This window comes from Fodinibius sp. AD559, from assembly GCF_052712805.1.
Genome location: NZ_JBQPVW010000002.1, coordinates 38,677 through 61,313, shown reverse-complemented (window position 1 = coordinate 61,313; position 22,637 = coordinate 38,677). Strand labels below are relative to the sequence as shown.

Here is a 22,637-nt window from a genome sequence, read left to right as displayed (position 1 = left end):
ATAAATTCCTACTTTGATCATGCATGGCCATAAATTTTAATGACAGCTATCGCTTAGATGGAAACATGGCTTCGTTTCTGAAATTAAATCATATTGTATCAACCTTTGATCCCTATTCAACAGTCAAAATTGAAACCCCAAAATTTGAAACGGAAACAAATCTTTTAAATCAGCATCGTATCTTTGCACTAAAATTACATTTTTAAGTAATATCCAAAGAATCATATTTTAAAAAATATATGTGGTCACAAATAAAATCATTACTCACAAATAAAATATTCTACCTGGGATTAGGTGGTTTAATTGTTATCGGAGCACTGTTTCTGACACTGCTCGATTTTGTAATTATGCCCGCCTATACCAACTATAACGAAGGCGTTACCGTACCCGATATTACTCAGGTTTCGTTAGATGAAGCCCAAAAACGCCTTACTTCTTACGGGCTGCGATACGAAGTTTCCGAACGCCGCTCCAATTCAGCTTATCCAGCTGATTATGTGATCGACCAAATGCCGGCAGCAGCAGAAATTGTAAAACCTAACCGCAAAGTCTATCTAACTGTTAATACAGAAGCGAACCCCACCGTTCAAGTCCCGAAGGTAGTAGATCTATCACTCCGTAATGCTCGTATCCAACTGGAAAATTACGGGCTGCGGGTAGGCACCATCAGCTACGAATCATCCCGATTTAAAAATGTTGTGCTACGCCAGTCGGTACCGGCCGAAAAAGTTGTGCCCAAAGGTACTATGGTTGATTTAGCGGTAAGTGACGGACTTGGTGAAAAAATGGTAGATGTCCCAAATATTAAGGGCCTGCGACTTTCTGAAGCGCAACAGAAATTACAGAAAGTAGGGTTGCGTATTGGTGAAATACGATTTCAACCAAGTAAAGAGTTTGATCCCAATGTCATCATCAATTACGAGCCACAAAAAGATCAAGTCACCGAAGGAGAAACACTAAAACTTATTGTTTCTGAACGATTTGAAGTAAAAGAAGAAGATGAATCCGGAGCCGTTATTGACACCTCAAACGTATCCTCACCAGAAGAAAACAACAATTAATTGATATGGATTTTACATTACCTATTTTAGCCCCCTCAATTTTAGCATCCGACTATACGCGTCTTGGCGAAGAGATCGACCAGTGTAATCAAGCTGATATTCAATGGTTACACTGTGATATTATGGATGGCCATTTTGTTCCCAACATCAGCTACGGTCCCAAATTAGTAGAAGCAGCGGGGAGTTGTACTGATGCCTTCCTAGATGTTCATTTGATGATTGAAAATCCAGATCAATATATCGAACGTTTTGCAGATGCAGGCGCCGATCAGATAACAGTACACCAAGAGGCCTGTCCCCATTTGCATCGTACTATTCAAAACATTCACAATCAGGGAATTATTGCAGGAGTTGCCTTAAATCCTGCTACCCCCTTGCAAACAGTTGAACCTGTTATTAATGATATAGATTTAGTTCTTCTGATGAGCGTAAATCCCGGCTTTGGTGGACAATCCTTTATCGAAAATACCTATCGCCGCTTGCAAAAAATGAGCGCTATGCGTGATGAATACGGTGCCGGTTTTCTTATCGAAGTGGATGGTGGCGTAAATCTTGATAATATCCAGAAAGTCACTCAATACGGTGCCGATGTTCTTGTAGCCGGAAGTGCTGTATTTAAAGCCAAAAATATCCCGAAACGAATTGAAAACCTGACACAGAAAGCAAAAATGGGCAAAGGAACAATTGCTTAAAATAGCTTTTAGCTGATTTACAATAAATTCATACTATTTCCTTATTTTAGGCTTTCAGATTTCTAATTAAAGTAGAGGCCATTTATCGCAGATCAATCGACCATTAGCGAAGAAACCTATCAAATAAATGATGTAGAGCCCGTCCTGATTTTAGGTTTTCAGGACGAATATCTGAAAAAAATTGAGGAGGCTTATCCTGATTCTAAGATTACAGCTCGCGGTAATACTATAAAAATATCGGGCCCAGAAGAAGATTGTAAAGAACTGTTGGAGATTTTCAGTGAACTGGAACGCATGGCTGCGCGCAATGAGGATCTTACTGAGAGTGATCTCGAAACAGTTCTTGCTCTAAAGCACAGCGACCACGAAAGTGAAAAGCCTAATCCACTGCACGATACCCGAATTTCGGGTGATTTTATTCTCAACACCCATACGGGCGATGCTGTTACAGCTAGAACACCAGGACAAAAAGAGATTGTCAAAGCTACCAACACCAATGATATTGTATTCACAATTGGTCCTGCGGGAACGGGTAAAACTTATACCTCGGTAGCCCTGGCTGTACGAGCTCTTAAAGAACAAAAGGTCAAAAAAATTGTGCTGGCACGTCCCGCCGTTGAAGCTGGCGAAACACTTGGATTTCTACCCGGCGATCTGCGCGAAAAAATCGATCCCTATTTGCGTCCATTATATGATGCACTGGAAGATATGATTGAATATGATCGATTGGAACTTCATCTGGCTAAAAACAGCATCGAAATTGCACCCTTGGCTTACATGCGTGGACGAACGCTCAACAACGCATTTGTAATTTTGGATGAAGCTCAAAATACTACCAATATGCAGATGAAGATGTTTTTAACACGTATTGGGTATAATAGTAAAGCCATCATCACCGGAGATATTACTCAAACCGATCTACCCCACAAACAAAAATCGGGGCTCATCTCCATCCAAAAAATTCTTAAGGATATTGATGGTATTTCGTTTGTTTATTTGGATGAAAACGATGTCGTTCGCCATAAATTAGTACGTGATATTATCGAAGCTTACGACAAATACGAAAGCAAAAAGAATAAAAAATCGTAAAATGGCGACAAAAAAGCTCATTGCCCACCCTCTTTACGAAGGAACCTTTAGCGTTGGCCTAGATAAAAAATTTAACCGAATTGATCGAGATGCCTCCCCTGCCAAGGGTGCCCTAAAAATTTCACTCAATCCCTTTTTGATTCGGTCGGGTGACAAAAACATTCTTTTTGATGTTGGAATCGGCGATTTTGGTGAAGATACCAACACCGATATCATAAAGAAAAATCTCGAAGAGTTAGAACTAACAGAATACGACATCACCGATATCTTTGCCAGCCATCTACACTACGATCACATAGGCGGACTTGCAGGACGGTCATCGGGCTATTGGGAGCTCACTTTCCCCGAAGCAAATGTATGGGTATCTAAAAAGGGGTGGCAGAAAGTGATGGGTATGGATCAGTATTACGACGATGAGAAAACAGAGTTTGTTCATTTTTTAGATGCAAAAGCAAACCTCCAATTTCTGGACGAGGAAGACCAGCCCTATTCTGAAGTAAAAGTTGAAAAAATCGGAGGTCATACCGAATTTTCGCAAGTGTTACTTTTTGATGATGGTCACCAAAAATATCTGATGGCCGGTGATGTCTTAGCCACCCGCGGCGAAGTAAATCGAAATTTTGCAGCAAAATATGATTTTGATGCGGATCAAAGTATGAAAGCGCGGAAAGCACTAACCCAAAAAGCCTATGAAGAACAATACACGGTAATGGGATACCACGATTCGCACCATTCCCTTTTTAATTTAATCGACTATGAAGAGCAACAAGGATACAAAATTGAAGCTATTTAATAATGTCATTACCTGATTTTACCAACGATATTTTCAGCTTTCTTGATAAACAGGACCTTCCCAATAATATCGAAGCAGCGGTAATTTTGGGATCAGGATTGGGCGGTTTCGCCGATCAAATCCAAAGCCCATCAACAATTTCTTACCATAACATCCCCGGAATGCCGGTTTCTTCTGTCGAGGGACATGCCGGCGAATTAATTTTCGGAGAAATCGATGGACGTTCAATGATGGCGTTTTCGGGACGGTTTCATCACTACGAAGGCTTTTCTTTCGAGGAAACTGCTACGCCGGTATATATTGCTAATCACCTTGGAGCAAACAAACTTATAGTTTCCAATGCTGCCGGAGCCATTAATACCTCTTTTTCAGTTGGGGACTTAATGGTCATCGAGAGCGTAATACGTAATAATTTAGCAATATCTCCGCTGGGCAATCAAAGGCATCGGTACCAACACCATCAATGGGTTCCTAAAGTTCGTAATATTGCTGCACAGCTCGGCCTTGTTACACAACTTGGTAATTATATGTACGTTACCGGACCTAATTATGAAACCAAAGCTGAGATTCGCTCCTTCCGAAAAATGGGCGCGGATGCTGTAGGAATGTCCACAGCCACCGAACTTTTTGAGGCCGCCCGTCTCAATCTGAAAAGCACGGCTATTTCACTGATAACAAATATGTCAACCGGTGTAACTGGTGAAAAACTCGATCACGAAGAAGTGAAAATAGCTGCCGATGCCCGAAAAGAGGATTTCGCAAAACTGGTTAAAGCCCTTATTGAAAAATTATAGTTCCAATAGGTGTTGACTCATCCAGCCGTAGTAATCACATTCCTTTGTTTCAATTTATCGTCCCGATCTTTCTACACAGATTTAAAACAGATAGAACCTGTACTAAATTTTAATCTTGTTTCGTAGCTCTGCTGCGAAATATAATGTTTAAGATCCTGAAACAAGTTCAGGATAATACAATATCTTAGGCGTAAGAGCTCTACATATCTAATGACTCCTAGCTACCATATTTATTCAGATACTGATTAAGCTTTAATTTTTTGCGCGTAGAATCGCTTGTCATATAGCGCACCTTGCCATAAATGGGACGCTCCTGCCAAGCACGATCAAAGCGACCGAAAATCCAAAAGATACCTGAATAGCTGTTTGGATCACGTCCGTCAATAGCATAGCGATTATTTAATTCAATCAGATAAGCCAGCGCAACTTCGGGATTGGGCGTCCATTCCAGCACCTTCTTACCCCAAAGCATGCGCAAATAATTATGTATCACTCCCTCCACCCTGAGCTGCGTCTGGGCAGCATTCCAGATCTCATCATGCGTTTGAGACTGAGCAAACTCTTCCAGCTCATAAAGGTATTCTCGGGGATCATCTTTGTGTTTTTCAAGCGTCTTCAACGCCCAATCCGGCAATGTTTCATACTGATCGTAATCAGACTCATGATGCGCGAAATGAAAACCAACTTCACGCCACGTTATCACTTCATCCAAAAAGGCATCTACATTGGGATCACCGTTAAAAAATCCGCCCGTAGATCCCTTGTTAAAGGTGATATTATCCAAATCCCATCCTTTGGGTTGATGATCGAGCACTGCATCAACTATTTCGTATTCTGATATCTTGCCAAAATGCAGCCACGGACTCAATCCACTAGTAGCATTGATATCAGGATCATTTCGATTTTCATCATATTTTGATAAACCATATTGGATAAACTGTCCCAGTTTGCCAAGGCCCGCCTGACGTGTTCCTTGCAAGTCAATCTTGCCGACTTCGTGATTAATAGACAACGAGCTGATAAATGATTCTCGGTTATTAAGCTTTTTATCCGACGGCGGATACTTTTCCAGAAAGTCATCCCCCAAAGAAACAGTATCCCTATTTTCCAAATCATCCAACGGATTTTTCTTAGGTGGATGCGTATAACATTCGATAAAATTGCGCTGCATTATTTTCCGGAAAAAGTAGGCGTTATAGGGCGCTTTATCCGTTAATCCCAATGGAATAATGCCATTAGAATCTACAGTAATATAGGGAACCTCTGATTTGGGACCGACTTTTTCGTTATGCTCACGGATGATATACACCGGGAATTCATCCGAAATAACAGTACAGGCATTTTGAGCTAACTCATACAGTAATCCCTTACCGGCTCCCGATTCAACTTCCAGATATGAATAATAATTCAGGTCCTTTTCCCTTGCAATCTTCAGATGCTCCTCCATCCCCTCCATCAAAAAATGGTGAAAACGATCAGAAGCCCACGGATAATCGCAACTCAATCCTTCGTAAATCAACAGCGGCTTCTCTAACTTATTCGCCCACCCAATAGCATATTCCAGCGCGTAATTGTATTGAAAGCGACGATTTATCTGCATCCAATACAGTACATAATCACCACCGGGATTTAGCTCCTGTTCGTTTCGCTTAAAAACACGCCTGCTGTTGATATTTTTCATAACAGATTCCTAAATATTAATCGTTACTCAGGCGGAGCCATAAAAGCAGGACTTACCGGATTTTCAACGGTCTGTCCAACAATCTGCTCAATTTCTTGAACCTCTTGATCGGTGAGCTCCCATCCGAATACGTTCTCAAATGTGACTTGTTCCGGTTTTCGGGCGCCCCAGATAGCCGAGTCAACGCCTTTATCTAATATCCAGCGGACCGCCAAGTGAATAACTTCTTTACTGAAGTTACTATCAGCATATTCTTGTAACTTCTCAACAGCTTGTAAATGATTTTCAAACGTTTCTCCCTGAAATTTAGGATCTGCATTACGTCGCATGTCCCCTTCGTTGAACGTGCGATCCTTGCTCATCTTTCCGGATAGCAATCCGCGACAAAGCGCACCGTACGTTAACAGCGTAATATCATTTTCTTTGCAATAAGGGATTATATCCGTTTCAATGCCACGCTCAAATAAGTTATATGGTGGCTGACAAACATGAATAGGCGCCGTTTCCTGGAATCTATCCATCTGTTCCGGAGAAAAATTAGATACCCCAATAGCTCGAATTTTTCCTTCTTCCAACAACTCTTGCAAGGTTTTAGCCGTCTCAACAAAATCCGTATCCAAATCCGGCCAGTGCACTTGATAAATATCAATATAGTCGGTTTGCAGTCTTTTAAGCGAATCGTTTACTTCTTTTAAAATCCGTTCCCGGGTTGAATTCCGTTGTATATTGCCACCATTATCCCATTCCAGCCCAAATTTTGTAGCAATCTGAATCTCATCCCGATTACCAAACTCCTGCACAGCCTGCCCGACCAATTCTTCGCTCTTACCAAATCCATATACCGGAGCGGTATCAATAGTCGTTACCCCTTTTTCAAGGGCTTCTATCACCGTATCTACCGCCAGCTGGTCGTCGGATCCACCCCACATCCAGCCGCCAATAGCCCATGTTCCCAGCGTAATTCTCGAAATATTAAAATTTAAATCACTTACTTTCGTAAATTTCATATTTAATAATGATTTTAAAGTTAATATGAATAACGATCTAATCGATTTAAAAACTGATTGGTCGATTCTTCTATCGCTTCTTTATTCTCGTCCGATTTTTTGTTGTACATATTCACCATAAAACTATTGCGGCCACTTGTCTCAAAAGCTTCACGCTGCTCATTTACAAAATTCCAATACAAATAATTAAATGGACAAGCTCCTTCACCCGTCTTCTTAGTAACACTGTATTCACATGACCTACAATAATTGCTCATCTTGTTAATATAATTCCCGCTGCTAACATATGGCTTTGAGGCAAGAATACCTCCATCAGCAAACGTTGCCATCCCTAACACATTGGGTAAAACTACCCATTCATAGGCATCCACATAGGCAAACCAGAACCATTTATTAAGCTTACGCGGATCAGTTTTTGTAAGATTACTGAAATTACTTAACACCATCAGTCGCTGTATATGATGTGAATATCCATGCTCAATAACCGGTTTTAAGCTCTGCTGCATGCAGTGCATTTTTGTATCACCCGACCAAAATAGTTCAGGCAACTGCTCTTCGAAATCCATGAAGTTAGCCTCCCGAACCTCCGGCATCATGGCTTCATAATAGATTCGGACGAATTCCCGCCATCCCAATATTTGCCGAACTAATCCCTCAACCGAATTGACGGGGGCCTTTCCATCCTCATAAGCTTCAATTGCCCGTTCACAAATTTCCCATGGCAGTAACAATCCATTGTTTAAGTAAAGTGATAAGGCAGTATGGAAAAGCGTTGGTTCATCCGTGGCCATGGCATCTTCATAGGGACCAAAATCGGTCAACCGCTCTTCGATAAATTCATCAAGCAGTTGAAGAGCCTGCTCCCTGGTTACTGCATATTGGAATCCTTCAAGCTTACCAAAATGATTCTGATGGCATTCTGCTACAAGATTGATAACCTCTTTGGTAATTGCATCCGGTTCAAAGGTTGTTATCTCGGGAATAGAATAATCTTTAGGCAGCGATTCCTGATTATCCTCATCATAGTTCCATTCTCCTCCTTCAGGATCATTACCATTCATTAAATAACCGGTTTTCCTGCGCATATCCCGGTAAAAATATTCCATGCGATATCCAGGCCCAATATTCTCTTTCCACTGATCAGTATCAGCAAAAAAGAACCTATTGGGTACTTCTGTAATGCGATCCCCAAATTGTTTTTTTAGATTACGTAGCCTTTTTCGAATACCCCACTCCGATGGTGTCATAAAAGTAGTATAGAGATCAGAATACTCGGTTAAAATCTCGGCTAACCCTCCATCAAAACCTCCCTCCGTAGGGTGATAATAAACAGGGTAATCTTTCTCGTAGCATTCGATCGCAAAGTGACGCATTGAACTGAGCACAGAGGTCAATTTCTTTTTATGATAAGGTAATGAGTCGCCTTTTGCTTTCGCCTCTATAAATATTAACAGGGGCTTTTCTTCGCATATCCAATCCGGCCAAACCGACAAGTTTAGCTGATCATGCAATACAAAAATTGCTTCACCAAAATCATCCGGGTCAAGGTTATGTATGCGACTATCAACTTCTTTTAAATAAGGCCTAAATGACATCTATCAGAATTGTATTTATTGAATGAGTTATATCAATATATTTAATCACAACTAAGTTCCAATAAAGTCTATATGCTATGACAAAACCAATTATCGGCGTTATGGGTCCCGGCGAAGGTGCATCCCAAGAAGATATAAATAACACCTGTGAACTTGGAAAATTAATTGCCGAACAGAATTGGATTCTATTAACAGGCGGAAGAAATGTGGGCGTAATGGATGCTGCTTCAAAAGGAGCCCAGGAAGCAGGTGGGCTGACGGTAGGCATACTCCCTTCAAAAGATAAGTCAGATGCTTCAAAACATCTTGATATTGCTATAGCTACCGGAATGGGCAGTGCACGAAACAATATAAATGTACTTTCATCGGATGCGATCGTAGCTTGTGGAACCGGTGCAGGAACCACCTCTGAAATTATGCTTGCTCTTAAAGCGAAGAAACCCGTAATCCTGTTGAATCCTTCCGGAAACGTAACAAAACTCTTGGATGAGTTTTCATATCCTAAGCCTAAAGTAGCCTCTTCTCCACAAAATGCTACTGACCAAATTCGTCAACATATTTAGATAATTTGCTTTCCAATTTGACAAAAAGATTAATACTACTATATTAGTATTAACTGATTAGGACGTAACGGTCAACAGCATTTTCAATCTTAATTCAACAATAAGAAGATGAAAAAATCACTGACTCCACTTGGAGAAACTGAAATGGAAGTACTCAATCATGTTTGGGACATGGGCGAAGCTACGGTAAAACAAGTTCGTAAGCGGATTTTAGAAGACAGAGAAGTGGCGTATACCACCATCATGACTGTCATGAAAAATCTGGCCGAGAAGGACTTGCTCAAATATCGTAAAGAAGGTGTTACATACGTCTACAGCCCTGCCCAAAAACCTGAGTCCGTCCGTTCAAACCTTATCAACAATTTAATGGAAAAAGCTTTTAAGGGATCCCCCAAAGAGCTAGTGCAAGCGTTAGTTAACAGTGATGACTTGACATCGAAGGACCTTAATGAAATTAAATCTATGATCGATAACATGGAGGTTAATCAATAATGGAATTCGTAAACCTACTTCAATCGTTTGGCGACCAACTGATCGAGCATTTTTGGCTTCCGGTGGTAGTTTGGACCTTAGTAGCCGCTCCCATTGCGTTATTTTTGCACAAAAGTGAATCGCTCCAACCTATCTATCAGTATCACAGCCGCACAGCGCTTCTCTTAGTGCTTCCACTCGGAGTACTGGGAGCTTACCTGGTGGATTTTATCAGCAGTGCCACACAAGTAGCAAATAAAGGCATGTTTATTGTTGTTCAAAATCCGATAGCTGTATCCAGAACTGCTGCAGAACCTTCTGTACTAAGTGGATTGAGTAATCCAAATTTTTGGATAGGAGCTGCTAGCACGTTCGTTTTGTTAGCTGCAGCCGTACTTTTCTTTAAACTTATTTTGGATTTTGTTCAACTTAGAAATATGGAGCAAGACTTAGATTTTTCTCCACTTGCAAGTGACAAAGGCCTGATGAAAGATCTCCCATCCGCAAGTAACAGGTGCCGAAACACATTAATTGCCTACTCTGACAATACAAACATCCCATTTACTTATGGATGGCTTACCACGAAGATTGTTGTTCCGGCTGATCTAAAAAAGCAAAAATCTTCACTTGCCATGGCTGTACAGCATGAGCTGATACACATCAAAAATCGTGATTTTCTCCTGAACAGTCTGCTCGTAGTTATAAAGTCCCTCTTCTGGTTTCATCCACTAATCCATAATCTCTACACATCGCGGGAAGAATACAGAGAGGTAATATGCGACAGTGAGGTTCTGGCCAACAAGCAATTTTCCCAAAAGAAATATGCCTCTCTCCTCTTTGAACTTGCTAAACGAGATCATCAACAAAAATTGGCGCTGAGTATGGCCGTTAATCCTTCTTCACTTAAAAAGCGTATTCAAATCATGTCTAACCAAAATAATCTATCTATGAACTTTCGATCGAGTTTTCTAATCACTTTTTTCGCTGCGTCGCTGTTAACACTCACCATCTCTTGTACTGATATCGCTGATGATAACATTACGAAAAGTGAATTTGAAGAAACACAATCTCAAATGGCTTCTCCTAACCCGCCTGATGCTTCTATGTTACCTTTATATATTATCAATGGCGAACAGTGGCCAAAAAATAACGAATCAATACAAAAACTATCTCGTTTAAAACCCAAATATATAAAGTCCGTCGATATCCTTAAGGGAAAAGAAGCTAAAAACAAATACGGTGATGCCGGCAAGGATGGCGTAATTATGATGGAAGTAAATAATCCGGATAAAGCCTTTACTGATCTCAAGGATGAAGCTATATCGCCGCCTCCAACGCCGTCAAAAACAGATGACGGAGATTATTACGTTGCTGTGGAAGACATGCCCGAATTGGTCGGTGGACTGGGCTCACTACAAAAAATGATCAACTATCCCGAAGAAGCTCGCGAAGCGGGAGCTGAAGGACGCGTAATTGTACAATTTATTATTGACAAAAACGGGAATGTTGAAAATCCAACAATTATAAAAGGAGCTCACGATAGCTTAGATCAAGAAGCATTGCGTGTTGTCAGACAAGCAGATTTTACCCCCGGCAAAGTTAAAGGCGAACCCGTTCGAGTGCAATACTCATTACCTATTACCTTTCAACTTTCGACAGATAATAACGATTCATAACCTAATATTTTTAAAGATGTAAAAACATTGCATTTTTCTGATCGATTAAAAGCGGGACTTCATAGGTTCCGCTTTTTTTATTTTATTAAGGGTGATTAAAAGAAGGATACCATTAATAACAAAAACTGTTTGTGAAAAAAGCAGCGGCGTATGGGGTCCATTTATTCACTGCTTTAGGTGCAGGGCTTGGCTTGTGGGCACTCATTTTAACATATAACGGGTTTTATAAAGAAACAGTTTGGGTACTTGCTGTGGCTGCCATCATCGATTCTGTTGATGGAACACTCGCACGACTTACTCAAACAAAAGAACATGCCCCAGCTATTGACGGTGCCCTAATGGACAACATCGTTGATTTTATTACCTGGACCATTGCTCCCTTGCTCTGGATTTTTGCAACAATGAACATTCCCACATGGGTACTGGTGATTTGTGCCATAGCGAGCATCTTTGGATTTTCCAATACTAAGGCCAAAACTGAAGACCACTTTTTTCTCGGTTTCCCATCCTATTGGAATATTGTAGTATTCTATATTTTTTTACTTGAACTGCCTGTAACTTTTTCCTCTGTAATTTTACTACTATTTGCAATCGTAACATTCTTGCCTGTCAAGTTTGTTTATCCATCTCGGACAAAATATTTGCGTCCTTTTACTTTAATCCTCGGCGGTATCTTTACCCTGCAACTTATTGCATTACTATATTACTTTGATCAGTCCCCACCGTGGTTAATTTATAGTTCATTTCTATTTCCGTTCTATTACTTTGGACTTTCCTTTTTTGTAAATATTAAATCACCTGAAACATCCCACTAACTCTACCGTATTATTTCCACAAAGATCAACAAAACCATTAACTGATATTGCTTATGGGAGCTCGTTTAAAAAAGTCTCGAACTGATAAAATGATTACCGGTGTCTGTGGAGGCATTGCTGAATATTTGGGATGGGATCCTACAATTGTCAGAATTATTTTTGTGATAACCACTTTTCTTGGATGGGGCAGCCCTGTTCTCCTCTATTTTATCCTTGCTTTGGTAATGCCGGAATAACTTTCCTTGAATGGTGTAATCAGTTTTGAAATTATAGCCCTATTTCATAATTATGGATAGTTATTCACTTTAACTAATAATCCAGTTATGAGAATAGGCATCGTTGGTCCAGCCGACAGAGCTGTTGCATGGGAAAAACATTTGCGTCCCCATCGCACGGTCTCAGAAGTTGTCATTGCCGGCAAACTCTCTGAGATCGGTGATGTTGATGCGTGCCTACTAATGGATGAGCGCTCCAAAAATCTCGATCACTTACTCACAGCAGTAAAGGCGGGATACCATACTTTTTTAATTGCTCCTATCCCCAACCACACCAAACAGGTTGAAAAAATTTACCATGCGGCGGAGGAATCAAATGTTCTTGTACAATTTTCACACTGGCCCACCCTTGCTCCCGCTTCAAAATGGATGGCAAAAAAGATTGAAAAACCTTCATTTCTGCAAATTAATCGGGAGCTAAATTATTCAAAATTTGTAGAGTCAGACCATCCTTTTGAGTATTACTGGATTGATGAGCTTGCATTCTGCCTGCGGTGGATTAATGGGTCAGTGCATCATATCGACTTAAAAACAGCTGAACTTTCAGAACAGCATTTATATGCCTTGCATATGCTATTACGCTTTGAGAGTGGCGCAACAGCCAATATTTTCGTCAATGTAACAGCAACGAACTCCCGCCATCACCGGCTTGCTGCAAACAATCATTTTATTTTGGATTGCGATGTGTTAGAACAGACCGTGCGGTTAGGAGAAGAAAATAAAGATGGCCACCTATTTTTCAACAGTAAATCTTTCGATGCCAGTAGAGCAGCCGAATTGGCAGCATTGAGCTTTCTGAAATCTATACAACTTAATCGCGAAACAATTTACAATGCCTACCATCTATGGGAGTTAAACAAAACGATCGATAAGATTAAAAAAAGGCTGACCCGTGTTTAGTCTTCTTTTTTGTGCATCATCTTAAAGAATCCTTTCAGCTCTTCGCGTGATCCCAACTTGTCAATAAAATTAAACTGTCCGGCAGAAAGACGTTCTCCTCCGTCAATTACCACACATTCTCCGGTAATATACGGAGCCATATCCGACATCAAGAACGTGGCAAGATTGGCCAACTCTTCTTTATCTCCATATCGTCCCGCTGGAATTTTAGACAGAAATTTTTGCTCAGCACTTTCGTCAGGAACTAATCGCTCCCATGCTCCTTTGGTGGGAAACGGTCCTGGCGCAATAGCATTTAATCGGATGCCGTATGTTGCCCATTCGTAAGCCAGTGATCGTGTCATAGCCAACACCCCCGCTTTTCCACATGCGGATGGCAACACAAACGCTGATCCTATACCCTCTGAATAGGTCGTTACCATATTTAAAATATTGCCTTCACGTTCTTCATCAATTAGATAGTTGCCAAATACATGCGTACAGTTGAACGAGCCATGCAATACGATATCGACTACGGCTTTAAATCCACCGGGAGAAAGATCTTCAGAGGCTGACAAAAAGTTCCCAGCTGCGTTATTTACAAGTCCGGTCATTTCTCCAAAGTCGGATACAATTTCTCCAGTCATCTCTTCGATGCGATCATAATCGCGCACATCAGCCACGTAGTATTTTGCCGTGCTATCATTAGCGGCTTCTTCAATTTCCTCGACGGCATTTTTAAGTTTTTCTTCAGTCCGACCACAAATAGCGATGTTGCTGCCAAAAGAAGCAAATTTCTTGGCCATAGCTAATCCTAGGCCACTTCCACCACCTGTAATTAAAATTGTTTGATCTGCTAACGTATCAGATGTAAACATAAAGATATATTTTCCAAGGGCTTACCATGGTAAGTCCTTGCATTGCAAAGTTAATTTAGATTCTCAAAAATACCGGCAGCACCCATGCCTCCGCCCACACACATAGTCACCATGCCGAACTGCTTGTCCAGCCGCTGAAGGTCGTGCAGAATTTGTGTCGAAAGTTTCGCTCCGGTACAGCCAAGCGGATGTCCCATTGCAATGGCTCCACCATTGATATTAACGATATCTTCATCCAGCCCAAGTTCGCGAATTACAGCTAACGACTGTGCCGCAAACGCTTCATTTAATTCAACCAAATCAATATTATCTAAGTCAAATCCAGTCTGTTTAAGTACTTTTGGCACCGCTTCGACCGGACCGATGCCCATAATTTCGGGCGGCACACCGGCTACCGAAAAGCCATGGAATTTTGCGATGGGTTTGAGCTCAAGTTCTTCTGCCCTTTCGCGACTCATTAATATCACCGCAGCAGCGGCATCATTCATCTGGGATGCATTTCCCGCTGTCACAGAACCTCCCTGCTTAAAAGCGGGATTTAGTTTTGCTAAAATTTCTTCTGACGTATCGCGCCGCGGCCCCTCGTCCGTATCAAAAACAAATTCGGTCTCTTCGACCTTACCATCGGCCGTTACTTTCTTTTCCTTGACTTCAATGGGCACAATTTGTTCATCAAAATAGCCTTCATCCCAACCCTTTAGCGCTCGCTGATGACTGCGATAAGCAAAGGCATCCTGATCTTCGCGACTTACGTCATATTTATCCGCTACATTTTCAGCTGTTAACCCCATATTAATATAGATTTCTGGATAGTTGTCCACTAATTCGGGATTTAGCCGCGATACGTATCCGCCCATGGGTACAAGCGACATCGACTCCACACCTCCGGCAATAATCACATCAGCTCCGCCAACCATAATACGTTCTGCGGCCTGAGCAATGGTCTGCAGTCCCGATGAGCAAAAACGATTCATTGTAGCGGCAGGGACAGAAGGTGGAAGTCCACCTAAAGCGGCAGCTTGACGAGCTATATTAAGTCCCTGCGCGGCTTCAGGAAAGGCACAACCCATGATTACGTCATCCACCTGTTCCGGCTGAAGATTTGGGGCTCGTTCCAACAGGTTTTTGATTACTTCTCCACCCAATGTATCCGGCGGAGTGAATCGGAGTGATCCCTTATTCGCTTTTCCGGTTGGCGTTCGTGCAGCAGCAACAATTACGGGTTCTTTGGTAGTCATATGTCAAAGGTATTAAGTAGAAAGTTTGGTATTTAATATAGCAAAATCATGTTGTTAAACTCTGTCTCAATGCATAAATCATTTTTTGAATTTCAACAAGTTTATCTCTGATCTTTCCATATTCATCTTTATCCAGAAAATCTAAGTTTTGTGAAATAGTGAGTTGAGTTTTCAATTCATAACAGGAGCCGGTGGAAATATTTAATAACTGATTAAACTCTTTCTTAGAACCTCTGCCTGCACCTTCTGCAATATTAGAACTTATCGAAACAGCACTTCTTCTCATCTGACTTATAAGTCCATATTTTTCTGCTTTAGGAAAACTTTCAGTTATCTGATATATAAGTCGCTAATTCTACCGCTTTATTCCAAACATCTAAATTTCTAAAATTATTCATAGCAAACAGTCTTTTATTTTTATGCTTACTTACAAGTAAGACTGTTATACCTGAAGCAACTTACAAACTTTCTACTTTTAACTTTCTACTAAACAACTAATTCCTAAGTGGTTTTCCTTTCTTAAGCATATGCTCGATTCGAGCTTGGGTTCGTTCGTCCTCCAGCAGTTCCATAAAGGCTTCGCGTTCGAGTCTCAAGATATAATCCTCTGGTACTTCCTGCGGCTCGCTGAGATCCCCGCCGCTCATCACAAAAGCTACTTTCTCAGCCACCACCTTGTCGTAATCGGTAATAAAATTCGCCTCATGCATAATATGAAGCATCATCTTCAATGAACTTAAAGCCTCATTTCCAAGCACCTTAATCATTGGTTTTTCGGGTGGATAGTACCCGGCATCTGCCATTCGCTTGGCCTCTGCTTTAGCATCGGCTATCAGTAGATCTCGATTCATAATGATGGAATCCGAATCGCGCAAATACCCATACTCTCTGGCCTTGGGCGCGCCGTCAGATACTTTAGCCATACCAATGGTTTTAAACTTTTCCTTAATATTTGGCATCGGATCAGACTGCTCATCATCGATAATCTGCTGCATTGTTCGATAAAGCATCTCTTTAGTCCCACCACCGGCTGGCAGCAGTCCAACGCCCACTTCAACAAGTCCGGCATATAATTCATGATGAGCCACTACCTTATCCGCATGAAGGATAAACTCAACGCCACCGCCGAGTGATCGCCCAAATGGCGCCACAAGCACGGGAAACGGCTGATAACGTAATCCAACGGCAACATCCTGAAAATTCTTCGCTGCCTTTCGGACGCGTTTTTTATCCCCTTCCTTCCAGGCACCCATCGCTTCCATCAAGTTGGCACCATAAGTGAAATTATCGCCATCATGACTGATTACCAGCGCATCAAATTTATTTTTCACAATATCACAGGCCTTATCCAACGATTCAATGAGCTCAAATCCAAGGGTATATTTACGGGTACGAAACTCAAAAAGGGCAATACCATCCCCCAAATCGTACAAACCGGCACTATCATTACCAAACACTTCCTTATTGTTGGATTTCAAAGTAGAAACCTGAATAGCTCCTTTTGCAGGCGGACTTAGCTCTTCGATTTCTCCGGTTGCCAAATTATAGACCGTTCCTTTCTCTTTATCATAAAATTGATCCCGTCCGCTATTGAGCATATCGAGAACATTCTGCGGTACATTCAGTCCTTGATCCTGCATACGCTCCACTGATTCTCTAACACCAATCGCATCCCAGCGTTCGAAGGGTCCAAGCTCCCAGTTAAAGCCCCATTTCATCGCGCGATCGATAGCTTCCACCGAGTTGCTGATTTCAGGTATCCGGTTGGCAGAATATAACAGTAAATCACAGTGCACTTTCCATAAGAACTGCCCGACTTCTGTATCACTATTGACCAAAAACTTGAGTCGTTCTTCGGGCGTATCAAATTTCTTCTTGGCCTCGGTAGCACTTTCAAATTCGGGATCTATCTGCGATTCATATTCGCCAGTTTTAGGGTTAATAACTTTGTACTCTTTACCCGAATCTGTACGAACTTTCTTATAAAAGCCTTCGCCCGCTTTATTGCCATGCTTTCCATCTTCCACCATCTGCTCAAAAGTATCGGGCAGATCGAACACTTCGCGCCGTTCGTCGTCAGGTATAGACGGGTACAAATTCGTAGCCACATGGTGAATCACATCAAGGCCTGACATATCGGCCGTGCGAAACGTAGCCGCCTTGGAATAGCCGGTGAGCGTACCCAGCAGATAATCGATCTCCTCAGCCCGAAAATCTCCGTTAAAAAAGTACGGCATTATACTGGCCATCGAAAAAATACCGATGCGGTTAGCAATAAAGTTCGGCGTATCCTTGCACTGCACCACCCCTTTACCCAAATCACGTTCACAAAAACAACTCATATATTCAACAACCTCATCAGCAGTCGATTTTGTGGGGATTACCTCCAGCAGCTTCATATACCGGGGTGGGTTAAAAAAGTGCGTACCCAGAAAGTGCGCCTTAAATTCATCGGAACAATCCTCACTAATTTCACTAATTGGTAAACCGGAGGTATTAGAGCTGACGATGGTTCCTTCAGTACGGACATCCTCAATTTTGGACATCATATCTTTTTTAATGTCCATCTTTTCAATAATGGCCTCGCAAACCCAATCAACTTCTTCGATGATATCCAGATCATCAGTAAAATTTCCGGGCTTAATATGGTCGGCATATTCTGGTAACCCCAGCGGCGAGGGATTCATTTCTTTAAGTTTCTTAATGTTATCCAGTACCTGCTGATTGGGATTCTCACTCTCCTCATCTTTAAGGTCGAGCAGCCAAACTTCCATCCCGGCATTTACGCAATGTGCCGCAATCTGACTCCCCATCGTTCCTGACCCAAGTACCGCTACTTTCTGAATATTGTATTTTCTTGTGGACATAAATATCTATGCTCTGTGTAATAAGTTTTTGATTACTAAATTAATCCCGCAAAGTCGACGGGAACTGAGAACTATCTATTTAGTTAGTTTCCTCCTTTCGCTCTTCCTCTTCGTACATCGATTCGATTTCATCTTCATAACGTTCTTTCACGACCGGACGTTTAACCTTTAAGGTGGGCGTAAGTTCACCAGACTCGATAGAGAAAGGAGTCTCCAGCAGAACAAACTTCTTAACTGTTTCCCAAGGAGAAAGCTTCTTATTCACTTTGTCAACTTCACGCTGTATAAGTCTTTGAACTTCAGGATCTTCATTTACGGGATCCGAAACGGATTTACCACGCCCCTTCAACCACTTTTTGGCATTTCCATAATCAGGGACAATTAAGGCCGAGCAAAATTTTCGTTGATAACCGACTACCATCGCCTGATCGATAAATCCACTTTCGCTGAGTAGGTTTTCGATAGTTTGAGGTGCAACATATTTCCCTGTAGAAAGCTTGAAAACAGACTTTTTACGATCCGTGATATACAGGTAATCATCCTCTAACTTTCCTACATCACCGGTCATAAACCAGCCGTCATCGTTAAATACTTCTTCAGTTTTTTTCGGATTATTATAATACCCTTCCATCACATTAGGACCTTTGGCAAGAATCTCCCCGTCATCAGCGATTTTAATATCCACATTGGAAAGCGGTGTTCCGGAACTGCCTACCCGCATGTGGTCTTTATCGTTGACCGAAAGCACTGGTGATGTCTCTGTAAGCCCGTATCCCTGCATGCAAATGAGCCCCAAGGCATTCATAAATTGGAATAAATTGGGTGACAGAGCCGCGCCACCGCTTACCATACCGAGAAGATTTCCACCGAATAGGTCGCGAATTTTTGAATACACCAACTTGTCGGCAATTTTGTGTTTTATAGCTTCCAACCCACTGGGCGGATTTTCGGGATCATATTCTTCTGCCCTATTTATCGCCCAGTAATAAAGCTGCTTTTTAAGTCCGCTCATTTCTTGTCCCTTTACCTTAATACCCGTATGAATTTTTTCGAGCAACCGAGGCACTGTGGCAAAGTAATAGGGTTTTATATACTCAAAATCGTCGCGGATTTCATCAACGTCCTCGATGTAGTAAATAGGATATCCCATACTCAGATACATATAGGTAATCATCCGCTCAAACACGTGTGATAGCGGCAGATAAGACAACATTTTTTCGTGCTCCCGAACGGTTTCATCAAACGGTACACGTTCCAGTGATGCCAATAAGTTCGAAGCAATGTTATTGTGCGTAAGCATTACTCCTTTGGGATCTCCAGTAGTACCCGACGTATAAATCAGAGAAGCCAAATCATCTGGTTCTATTTTCGATCGCAACTCTTCAAAGAGCTCCGGATTTTCTTGGTGCTTTTCCGCTCCCATTTCAAGAATATCATCAAACTCTTTGAGCTTCTCATGCTTGGAACCGAAAATGGAAATTATGGCTTTAACATTCGTTATCTCTTTAATAATTGGCTTCGTGTCAGCAAAAAGTTCATCATTTGAAACAATGTGAACTTTTGCCTCTGAATTTTCGAGAATATATTTGATCTGATCCCCCGGTTGAGTGGTATAAATGGGCACATTCACCGCCCCAATAGAAAGGATCGCTTGGTCACAAATCACCCACTCGGCACTGTTTTCGGAATGGAGACTTATCTTATCACCCGCACGTACCCCAAGTTCATATAATCCCAGTGCTAAATTACGAACTTTTTCCTGAAACTCCTCTCTACCCGTTTCTACCCATTCTCCATTTCGTTTCGTAGAAATAAATACATCTTTATCATGCCTTTTTATACCCTTTTCAATCTCTGAAACAATAGTTGTCGGATCGTAAGCCATAACGCTACTCTATTTAATTGTTGATAACAATCTTTACTTAATAATTTAAACGATTGTAGATGATTTAAAAGCCTATTTAAATTTTTTCTTCCAAAATTATAATTAACTTCACATCCACTAATCAATTGTAACAGAATCATTTATGTATATCCAACCTAAAATTGAAAAACGTGTTAAAAAATTTCTCTCTGTCTCTGAGAAAAATATGGGAGACGCTCTCGGTATCTCCTTCACTTCATTTAAATCTGATGAGGTAAAAGCCACCATGCCGGTCAATGAGAATACCGTTCAACCCTTCGGATTGCTTCATGGAGGAGCTTCTGTTGCTCTTGCCGAAACACTGGCGTCCATCGGAGCCTGGCTAAATATTGAAGAAGAGGGGAAAACAGCGGTAGGAGTTGAGATCAATGCCAATCATGTACGTGCTGCAAAAAAAGGAGAAACAGTGTACGGCGTTTCAAAACCTATCCACAAGGGACGTCAAACCCAAGTATGGGAAACAAAGATTTTCAATGAGGATGAGAAATTAGTGTGCGTATCTCGGTGTACGTTGGCAGTTGTAGATGTTTAGTTTTGAGTAGTGAGTATTGAGATATGAAACTCTATAACAATTTCCTCTCAAAATAACCTGTAAGGATAATCTGACTATGCGGTCATACTAGTAAGTTTGACTCAAAATTAATTCAACCTTCTATTATGCATCAATATAAAAAGTTAGATATCTGGAAACGGGCAATCTCTTTAGCAACTCATATCTACGAGGTAGCTACAAAATTTCCAACTGAAGAAAAATTTGGGTTAGTTTCTCAACTGCGAAGATGTGTTGTATCTATAGGATCAAACATTGCAGAAGGAGCGGGACGAAATACTAATAAAGACTTTAAGCACTTTTTAAGTATTGCATACGCCTCATACTGCGAATTAGAAATTCAACTAATCATTTCAAAAAGCTTAAATTTATTGCCTGCTGATACAAGTGAAGTTCTATCAAATGAGATTGAGCAACTCCAAAAGATGATATTTACCTTCTCCAAAAAATTAACTTCTGAGTAAAAAAAAGCCGCCGCCAAATAATCTCAATACTCACATCTCACTACTCAATACTACTCATAAAGCTGTTGCAATAATTTACGTTTAGTGACGGGAAAAATCGTCTCCCGAAACGGAAAGTCCAAGTCAGTATTAAAAGCAAAGGTAGCTGGGTTAGGCAATTCTCTATTTTCATCAATGAGATCCAACTTAATCGCATTAGGAGATCGATGCGCCCCTCCCTGCTCTAACCCTCTCAGAAAAGCTGTTTTCAGAGATCGATATTTATCCTGTGAACTTTCGAAAACAGTGAGCTCATACTGGAAAAGCAACAATTTCGACTCCTCATTATCCGGAACAAAAAAGTATCCTTCATCCGTGTAATTGGGAATAATACCGACTTCTTCGAGCTTAATCTCATCATTTACAAACTCATAAATCGTTTTTCCCTCTTCGATTTTTGCTTTAATTAATGGCAGTCCCCAGTCAATCAGATCTTCAACCTTTGACAAGTCTGATCCATCCACAAAGACCACTTCATGCTCAATAACCTCATTCACAAAGTCGATCTTTTTTATACGCTTTGGAAATTCATCCCGAAGGTCCCGCAGCCGATTTAGGATATCATCCAGCGTAGTATAGAGTTCTACCAAATGACTCAGATGCGGATAGATTTTATTCATCTGAAAATCATCCGAAATCGATTTGAGTCCCGCTAATATTTTGTACTGCTGAGATTCAAAATCAGATTGAAGGTGTGTAAAAAGATCAAGATCAAGTGAATGAGCCATAGTGACCTCCTGCCTTTATACCGTAGTGAAGATGATATCCTTTTCTCAACTTTAATTAATAACGAAGAGAGGAGCAAGTTTTATTGTTTGGGCAGTGGCTGGGAGCTTGGGGTATCGGGCAGAGAGTAAAAAACATTAAATCCTATCACTATTTTTTGACCAATGACTTCTTAAAATTGGTAATCATTTTACTAAGGATCTCAATTTCATCAAGTTTAATCTGTAGAATTATTTGAGATACATAATTTCGTTTCTCCATGAGAATTAAAATATTTGCAGTTTCAAAACACGATTTTCTGGAATAACTAAGAAATCGAGCAAAATCTTTCTTCGAAGTCGATCCTGCACCTTCAGATATATTATTTGTAATACTCATAACAGCACCCCATAACTGCTCAGCAAACCTAAACTTTTTATCAGCTTCTAAAGCATCTGCTAAATCGAAAAGTTCATCTGTCAGCTCTATTGCATTTTTCCATATAGTAAAATCCTAAAATCGAAATTGACTCATAGATTTCCTCTCTTAATTTAAATTTTAAATAGAATTTAAAGTTTATT

Annotated in this window: 23 protein-coding genes; 13 read left to right on the top strand and 10 right to left on the bottom strand. The window is 40.9% G+C overall.

The window, feature by feature from the left end:
* Window positions 1–239 precede the first annotated feature (239 nt).
* From ACQ4LT_RS03370 to ACQ4LT_RS03350, 5 genes are all read left to right on the top strand, one after another.
* On the top strand, window positions 240–1,061 hold the full coding sequence (locus ACQ4LT_RS03370) for a PASTA domain-containing protein (RefSeq protein ID WP_445664606.1): 822 nt from the start codon (window positions 240–242) through the stop codon (window positions 1,059–1,061).
* A gap of 5 nt (window positions 1,062–1,066) precedes the next feature.
* Window positions 1,067–1,753 (top strand): ribulose-phosphate 3-epimerase, encoded by a 687-nt coding sequence (rpe, locus tag ACQ4LT_RS03365; protein ID WP_445664605.1) that lies wholly within the window; start codon window positions 1,067–1,069, stop codon window positions 1,751–1,753.
* A 102-nt stretch (window positions 1,754–1,855) separates the two neighbouring features.
* A complete protein-coding gene (locus ACQ4LT_RS03360) occupies window positions 1,856–2,842 on the top strand; it encodes a PhoH family protein (protein WP_445665059.1) in 987 nt (328 codons plus the stop codon).
* Window position 2,843: 1 nt separating this feature from the next.
* Window positions 2,844–3,635 carry an MBL fold metallo-hydrolase gene (locus ACQ4LT_RS03355; protein ID WP_445664604.1) on the top strand — a complete coding sequence of 264 codons (792 nt, stop codon included), beginning with the start codon at window positions 2,844–2,846 and terminating at the stop codon, window positions 3,633–3,635.
* A gap of 2 nt (window positions 3,636–3,637) precedes the next feature.
* Window positions 3,638–4,429 carry a purine-nucleoside phosphorylase gene (locus tag ACQ4LT_RS03350; RefSeq protein ID WP_445664603.1) on the top strand — a complete coding sequence of 264 codons (792 nt, stop codon included), beginning with the start codon at window positions 3,638–3,640 and terminating at the stop codon, window positions 4,427–4,429.
* Between the two features lie 217 nt (window positions 4,430–4,646).
* On the opposite strand, the gene ACQ4LT_RS03345 is transcribed toward ACQ4LT_RS03350, so the two are convergent.
* Genes ACQ4LT_RS03345 through ACQ4LT_RS03335 form a run of 3 tightly spaced genes read right to left on the bottom strand, consistent with a single transcriptional unit; the run spans window position 4,647 to window position 8,712 of the window.
* Window positions 4,647–6,110, bottom strand: a complete 1,464-nt coding sequence (locus ACQ4LT_RS03345; RefSeq protein ID WP_445664602.1) for a hypothetical protein — start codon at window positions 6,108–6,110, stop codon at window positions 4,647–4,649.
* Window positions 6,111–6,133: 23 nt separating this feature from the next.
* Window positions 6,134–7,117: an aldo/keto reductase gene (locus ACQ4LT_RS03340; RefSeq protein ID WP_445664601.1), complete on the bottom strand. Its 984-nt coding sequence runs from the start codon at window positions 7,115–7,117 to the stop codon at window positions 6,134–6,136.
* A 20-nt stretch (window positions 7,118–7,137) separates the two neighbouring features.
* A complete protein-coding gene (locus ACQ4LT_RS03335; protein WP_445664600.1) occupies window positions 7,138–8,712 on the bottom strand; it encodes a cryptochrome/photolyase family protein in 1,575 nt (524 codons plus the stop codon).
* 77 nt (window positions 8,713–8,789) lie between these two features.
* Between ACQ4LT_RS03335 and ACQ4LT_RS03330 the strand changes: the two genes are divergently transcribed.
* The 6 genes from ACQ4LT_RS03330 (at window position 8,790) to ACQ4LT_RS03305 (ending at window position 13,412) form a co-directional block, all read left to right on the top strand.
* Window positions 8,790–9,275, top strand: a complete 486-nt coding sequence (locus ACQ4LT_RS03330) for a TIGR00725 family protein (RefSeq protein ID WP_445664599.1) — start codon at window positions 8,790–8,792, stop codon at window positions 9,273–9,275.
* 108 nt (window positions 9,276–9,383) lie between these two features.
* The gene (locus tag ACQ4LT_RS03325) at window positions 9,384–9,767 is read left to right on the top strand and encodes a BlaI/MecI/CopY family transcriptional regulator (RefSeq protein WP_445664598.1); all 384 of its coding nucleotides are present in this window, start codon (window positions 9,384–9,386) and stop codon (window positions 9,765–9,767) included.
* A complete protein-coding gene (locus ACQ4LT_RS03320) occupies window positions 9,767–11,422 on the top strand; it encodes a TonB family protein (RefSeq protein ID WP_445664597.1) in 1,656 nt (551 codons plus the stop codon). The genes ACQ4LT_RS03325 and ACQ4LT_RS03320 overlap by 1 nt, the downstream gene beginning before the upstream one ends.
* A gap of 131 nt (window positions 11,423–11,553) precedes the next feature.
* The gene (locus ACQ4LT_RS03315) at window positions 11,554–12,237 is read left to right on the top strand and encodes a CDP-alcohol phosphatidyltransferase family protein (protein ID WP_445664596.1); all 684 of its coding nucleotides are present in this window, start codon (window positions 11,554–11,556) and stop codon (window positions 12,235–12,237) included.
* A 53-nt stretch (window positions 12,238–12,290) separates the two neighbouring features.
* Complete coding sequence (locus tag ACQ4LT_RS03310) at window positions 12,291–12,473, top strand: PspC domain-containing protein (protein ID WP_322576555.1); 183 nt, start codon at window positions 12,291–12,293, stop codon at window positions 12,471–12,473.
* 87 nt (window positions 12,474–12,560) lie between these two features.
* Window positions 12,561–13,412: a hypothetical protein gene (locus ACQ4LT_RS03305; RefSeq protein ID WP_445664595.1), complete on the top strand. Its 852-nt coding sequence runs from the start codon at window positions 12,561–12,563 to the stop codon at window positions 13,410–13,412.
* On the opposite strand, the gene ACQ4LT_RS03300 is transcribed toward ACQ4LT_RS03305, so the two are convergent.
* The 5 genes from ACQ4LT_RS03300 to ACQ4LT_RS03280 all read right to left on the bottom strand — a co-directional run bounded on the left by ACQ4LT_RS03300 (window position 13,409) and on the right by ACQ4LT_RS03280 (window position 20,259).
* On the bottom strand, window positions 13,409–14,269 hold the full coding sequence (locus tag ACQ4LT_RS03300; protein ID WP_445664594.1) for an SDR family oxidoreductase: 861 nt from the start codon (window positions 14,267–14,269) through the stop codon (window positions 13,409–13,411). The genes ACQ4LT_RS03305 and ACQ4LT_RS03300 overlap by 4 nt on opposite strands.
* A gap of 50 nt (window positions 14,270–14,319) precedes the next feature.
* On the bottom strand, window positions 14,320–15,507 hold the full coding sequence (locus ACQ4LT_RS03295; RefSeq protein WP_445664593.1) for an acetyl-CoA C-acyltransferase: 1,188 nt from the start codon (window positions 15,505–15,507) through the stop codon (window positions 14,320–14,322).
* Window positions 15,508–15,553: 46 nt separating this feature from the next.
* Window positions 15,554–15,793: a four helix bundle protein gene (locus tag ACQ4LT_RS03290; RefSeq protein WP_445664592.1), complete on the bottom strand. Its 240-nt coding sequence runs from the start codon at window positions 15,791–15,793 to the stop codon at window positions 15,554–15,556.
* A gap of 208 nt (window positions 15,794–16,001) precedes the next feature.
* Window positions 16,002–18,374, bottom strand: coding sequence for a 3-hydroxyacyl-CoA dehydrogenase/enoyl-CoA hydratase family protein (locus ACQ4LT_RS03285; protein ID WP_445664591.1), 2,373 nt, complete (start codon window positions 18,372–18,374; stop codon window positions 16,002–16,004).
* A 79-nt stretch (window positions 18,375–18,453) separates the two neighbouring features.
* The gene (locus tag ACQ4LT_RS03280; RefSeq protein ID WP_445664590.1) at window positions 18,454–20,259 is read right to left on the bottom strand and encodes an AMP-dependent synthetase/ligase; all 1,806 of its coding nucleotides are present in this window, start codon (window positions 20,257–20,259) and stop codon (window positions 18,454–18,456) included.
* A 142-nt stretch (window positions 20,260–20,401) separates the two neighbouring features.
* Here ACQ4LT_RS03280 and ACQ4LT_RS03275 point away from each other — a divergent pair, with 142 nt between their 5' ends.
* Both ACQ4LT_RS03275 and ACQ4LT_RS03270 read left to right on the top strand, forming a co-directional pair.
* Complete coding sequence (locus ACQ4LT_RS03275; protein ID WP_445664589.1) at window positions 20,402–20,830, top strand: hotdog fold thioesterase; 429 nt, start codon at window positions 20,402–20,404, stop codon at window positions 20,828–20,830.
* 125 nt (window positions 20,831–20,955) lie between these two features.
* Window positions 20,956–21,312 carry a four helix bundle protein gene (locus ACQ4LT_RS03270; protein WP_445664588.1) on the top strand — a complete coding sequence of 119 codons (357 nt, stop codon included), beginning with the start codon at window positions 20,956–20,958 and terminating at the stop codon, window positions 21,310–21,312.
* A gap of 50 nt (window positions 21,313–21,362) precedes the next feature.
* Here ACQ4LT_RS03270 and ACQ4LT_RS03265 read toward each other — a convergent pair whose 3' ends face one another.
* Together ACQ4LT_RS03265 and ACQ4LT_RS03260 are read right to left on the bottom strand one after the other, a co-directional pair.
* Window positions 21,363–22,079, bottom strand: coding sequence for a hypothetical protein (locus ACQ4LT_RS03265; protein ID WP_445664587.1), 717 nt, complete (start codon window positions 22,077–22,079; stop codon window positions 21,363–21,365).
* A 148-nt stretch (window positions 22,080–22,227) separates the two neighbouring features.
* Complete coding sequence (locus tag ACQ4LT_RS03260; RefSeq protein WP_445665058.1) at window positions 22,228–22,560, bottom strand: four helix bundle protein; 333 nt, start codon at window positions 22,558–22,560, stop codon at window positions 22,228–22,230.
* Between the last annotated feature and the right edge of the window lie 77 nt (window positions 22,561–22,637).

Coding starts and splice junctions, on each gene's coding strand:
- ACQ4LT_RS03280 (WP_445664590.1), bottom strand. CDS start 20,259: ATGGCTTACGATCCGACAACTATTGTTTCAGAGATTGAAAAGGGTATA.
- ACQ4LT_RS03265 (WP_445664587.1), bottom strand. CDS start 22,079: ATGGCTCATTCACTTGATCTTGATCTTTTTACACACCTTCAATCTGAT.
- ACQ4LT_RS03295 (WP_445664593.1), bottom strand. CDS start 15,507: ATGACTACCAAAGAACCCGTAATTGTTGCTGCTGCACGAACGCCAACC.
- ACQ4LT_RS03270 (WP_445664588.1), top strand. CDS start 20,956: ATGCATCAATATAAAAAGTTAGATATCTGGAAACGGGCAATCTCTTTA.
- ACQ4LT_RS03290 (WP_445664592.1), bottom strand. CDS start 15,793: ATGAGAAGAAGTGCTGTTTCGATAAGTTCTAATATTGCAGAAGGTGCA.
- ACQ4LT_RS03345 (WP_445664602.1), bottom strand. CDS start 6,110: ATGAAAAATATCAACAGCAGGCGTGTTTTTAAGCGAAACGAACAGGAG.
- ACQ4LT_RS03275 (WP_445664589.1), top strand. CDS start 20,402: ATGTATATCCAACCTAAAATTGAAAAACGTGTTAAAAAATTTCTCTCT.
- ACQ4LT_RS03300 (WP_445664594.1), bottom strand. CDS start 14,269: ATGTTTACATCTGATACGTTAGCAGATCAAACAATTTTAATTACAGGT.
- ACQ4LT_RS03320 (WP_445664597.1), top strand. CDS start 9,767: ATGGAATTCGTAAACCTACTTCAATCGTTTGGCGACCAACTGATCGAG.
- rpe (WP_445664605.1), top strand. CDS start 1,067: ATGGATTTTACATTACCTATTTTAGCCCCCTCAATTTTAGCATCCGAC.
- ACQ4LT_RS03335 (WP_445664600.1), bottom strand. CDS start 8,712: ATGTCATTTAGGCCTTATTTAAAAGAAGTTGATAGTCGCATACATAAC.
- ACQ4LT_RS03305 (WP_445664595.1), top strand. CDS start 12,561: ATGAGAATAGGCATCGTTGGTCCAGCCGACAGAGCTGTTGCATGGGAA.
- ACQ4LT_RS03325 (WP_445664598.1), top strand. CDS start 9,384: ATGAAAAAATCACTGACTCCACTTGGAGAAACTGAAATGGAAGTACTC.
- ACQ4LT_RS03340 (WP_445664601.1), bottom strand. CDS start 7,117: ATGAAATTTACGAAAGTAAGTGATTTAAATTTTAATATTTCGAGAATT.
- ACQ4LT_RS03310 (WP_322576555.1), top strand. CDS start 12,291: ATGGGAGCTCGTTTAAAAAAGTCTCGAACTGATAAAATGATTACCGGT.
- ACQ4LT_RS03350 (WP_445664603.1), top strand. CDS start 3,638: ATGTCATTACCTGATTTTACCAACGATATTTTCAGCTTTCTTGATAAA.
- ACQ4LT_RS03355 (WP_445664604.1), top strand. CDS start 2,844: ATGGCGACAAAAAAGCTCATTGCCCACCCTCTTTACGAAGGAACCTTT.
- ACQ4LT_RS03330 (WP_445664599.1), top strand. CDS start 8,790: ATGACAAAACCAATTATCGGCGTTATGGGTCCCGGCGAAGGTGCATCC.
- ACQ4LT_RS03285 (WP_445664591.1), bottom strand. CDS start 18,374: ATGTCCACAAGAAAATACAATATTCAGAAAGTAGCGGTACTTGGGTCA.
- ACQ4LT_RS03370 (WP_445664606.1), top strand. CDS start 240: ATGTGGTCACAAATAAAATCATTACTCACAAATAAAATATTCTACCTG.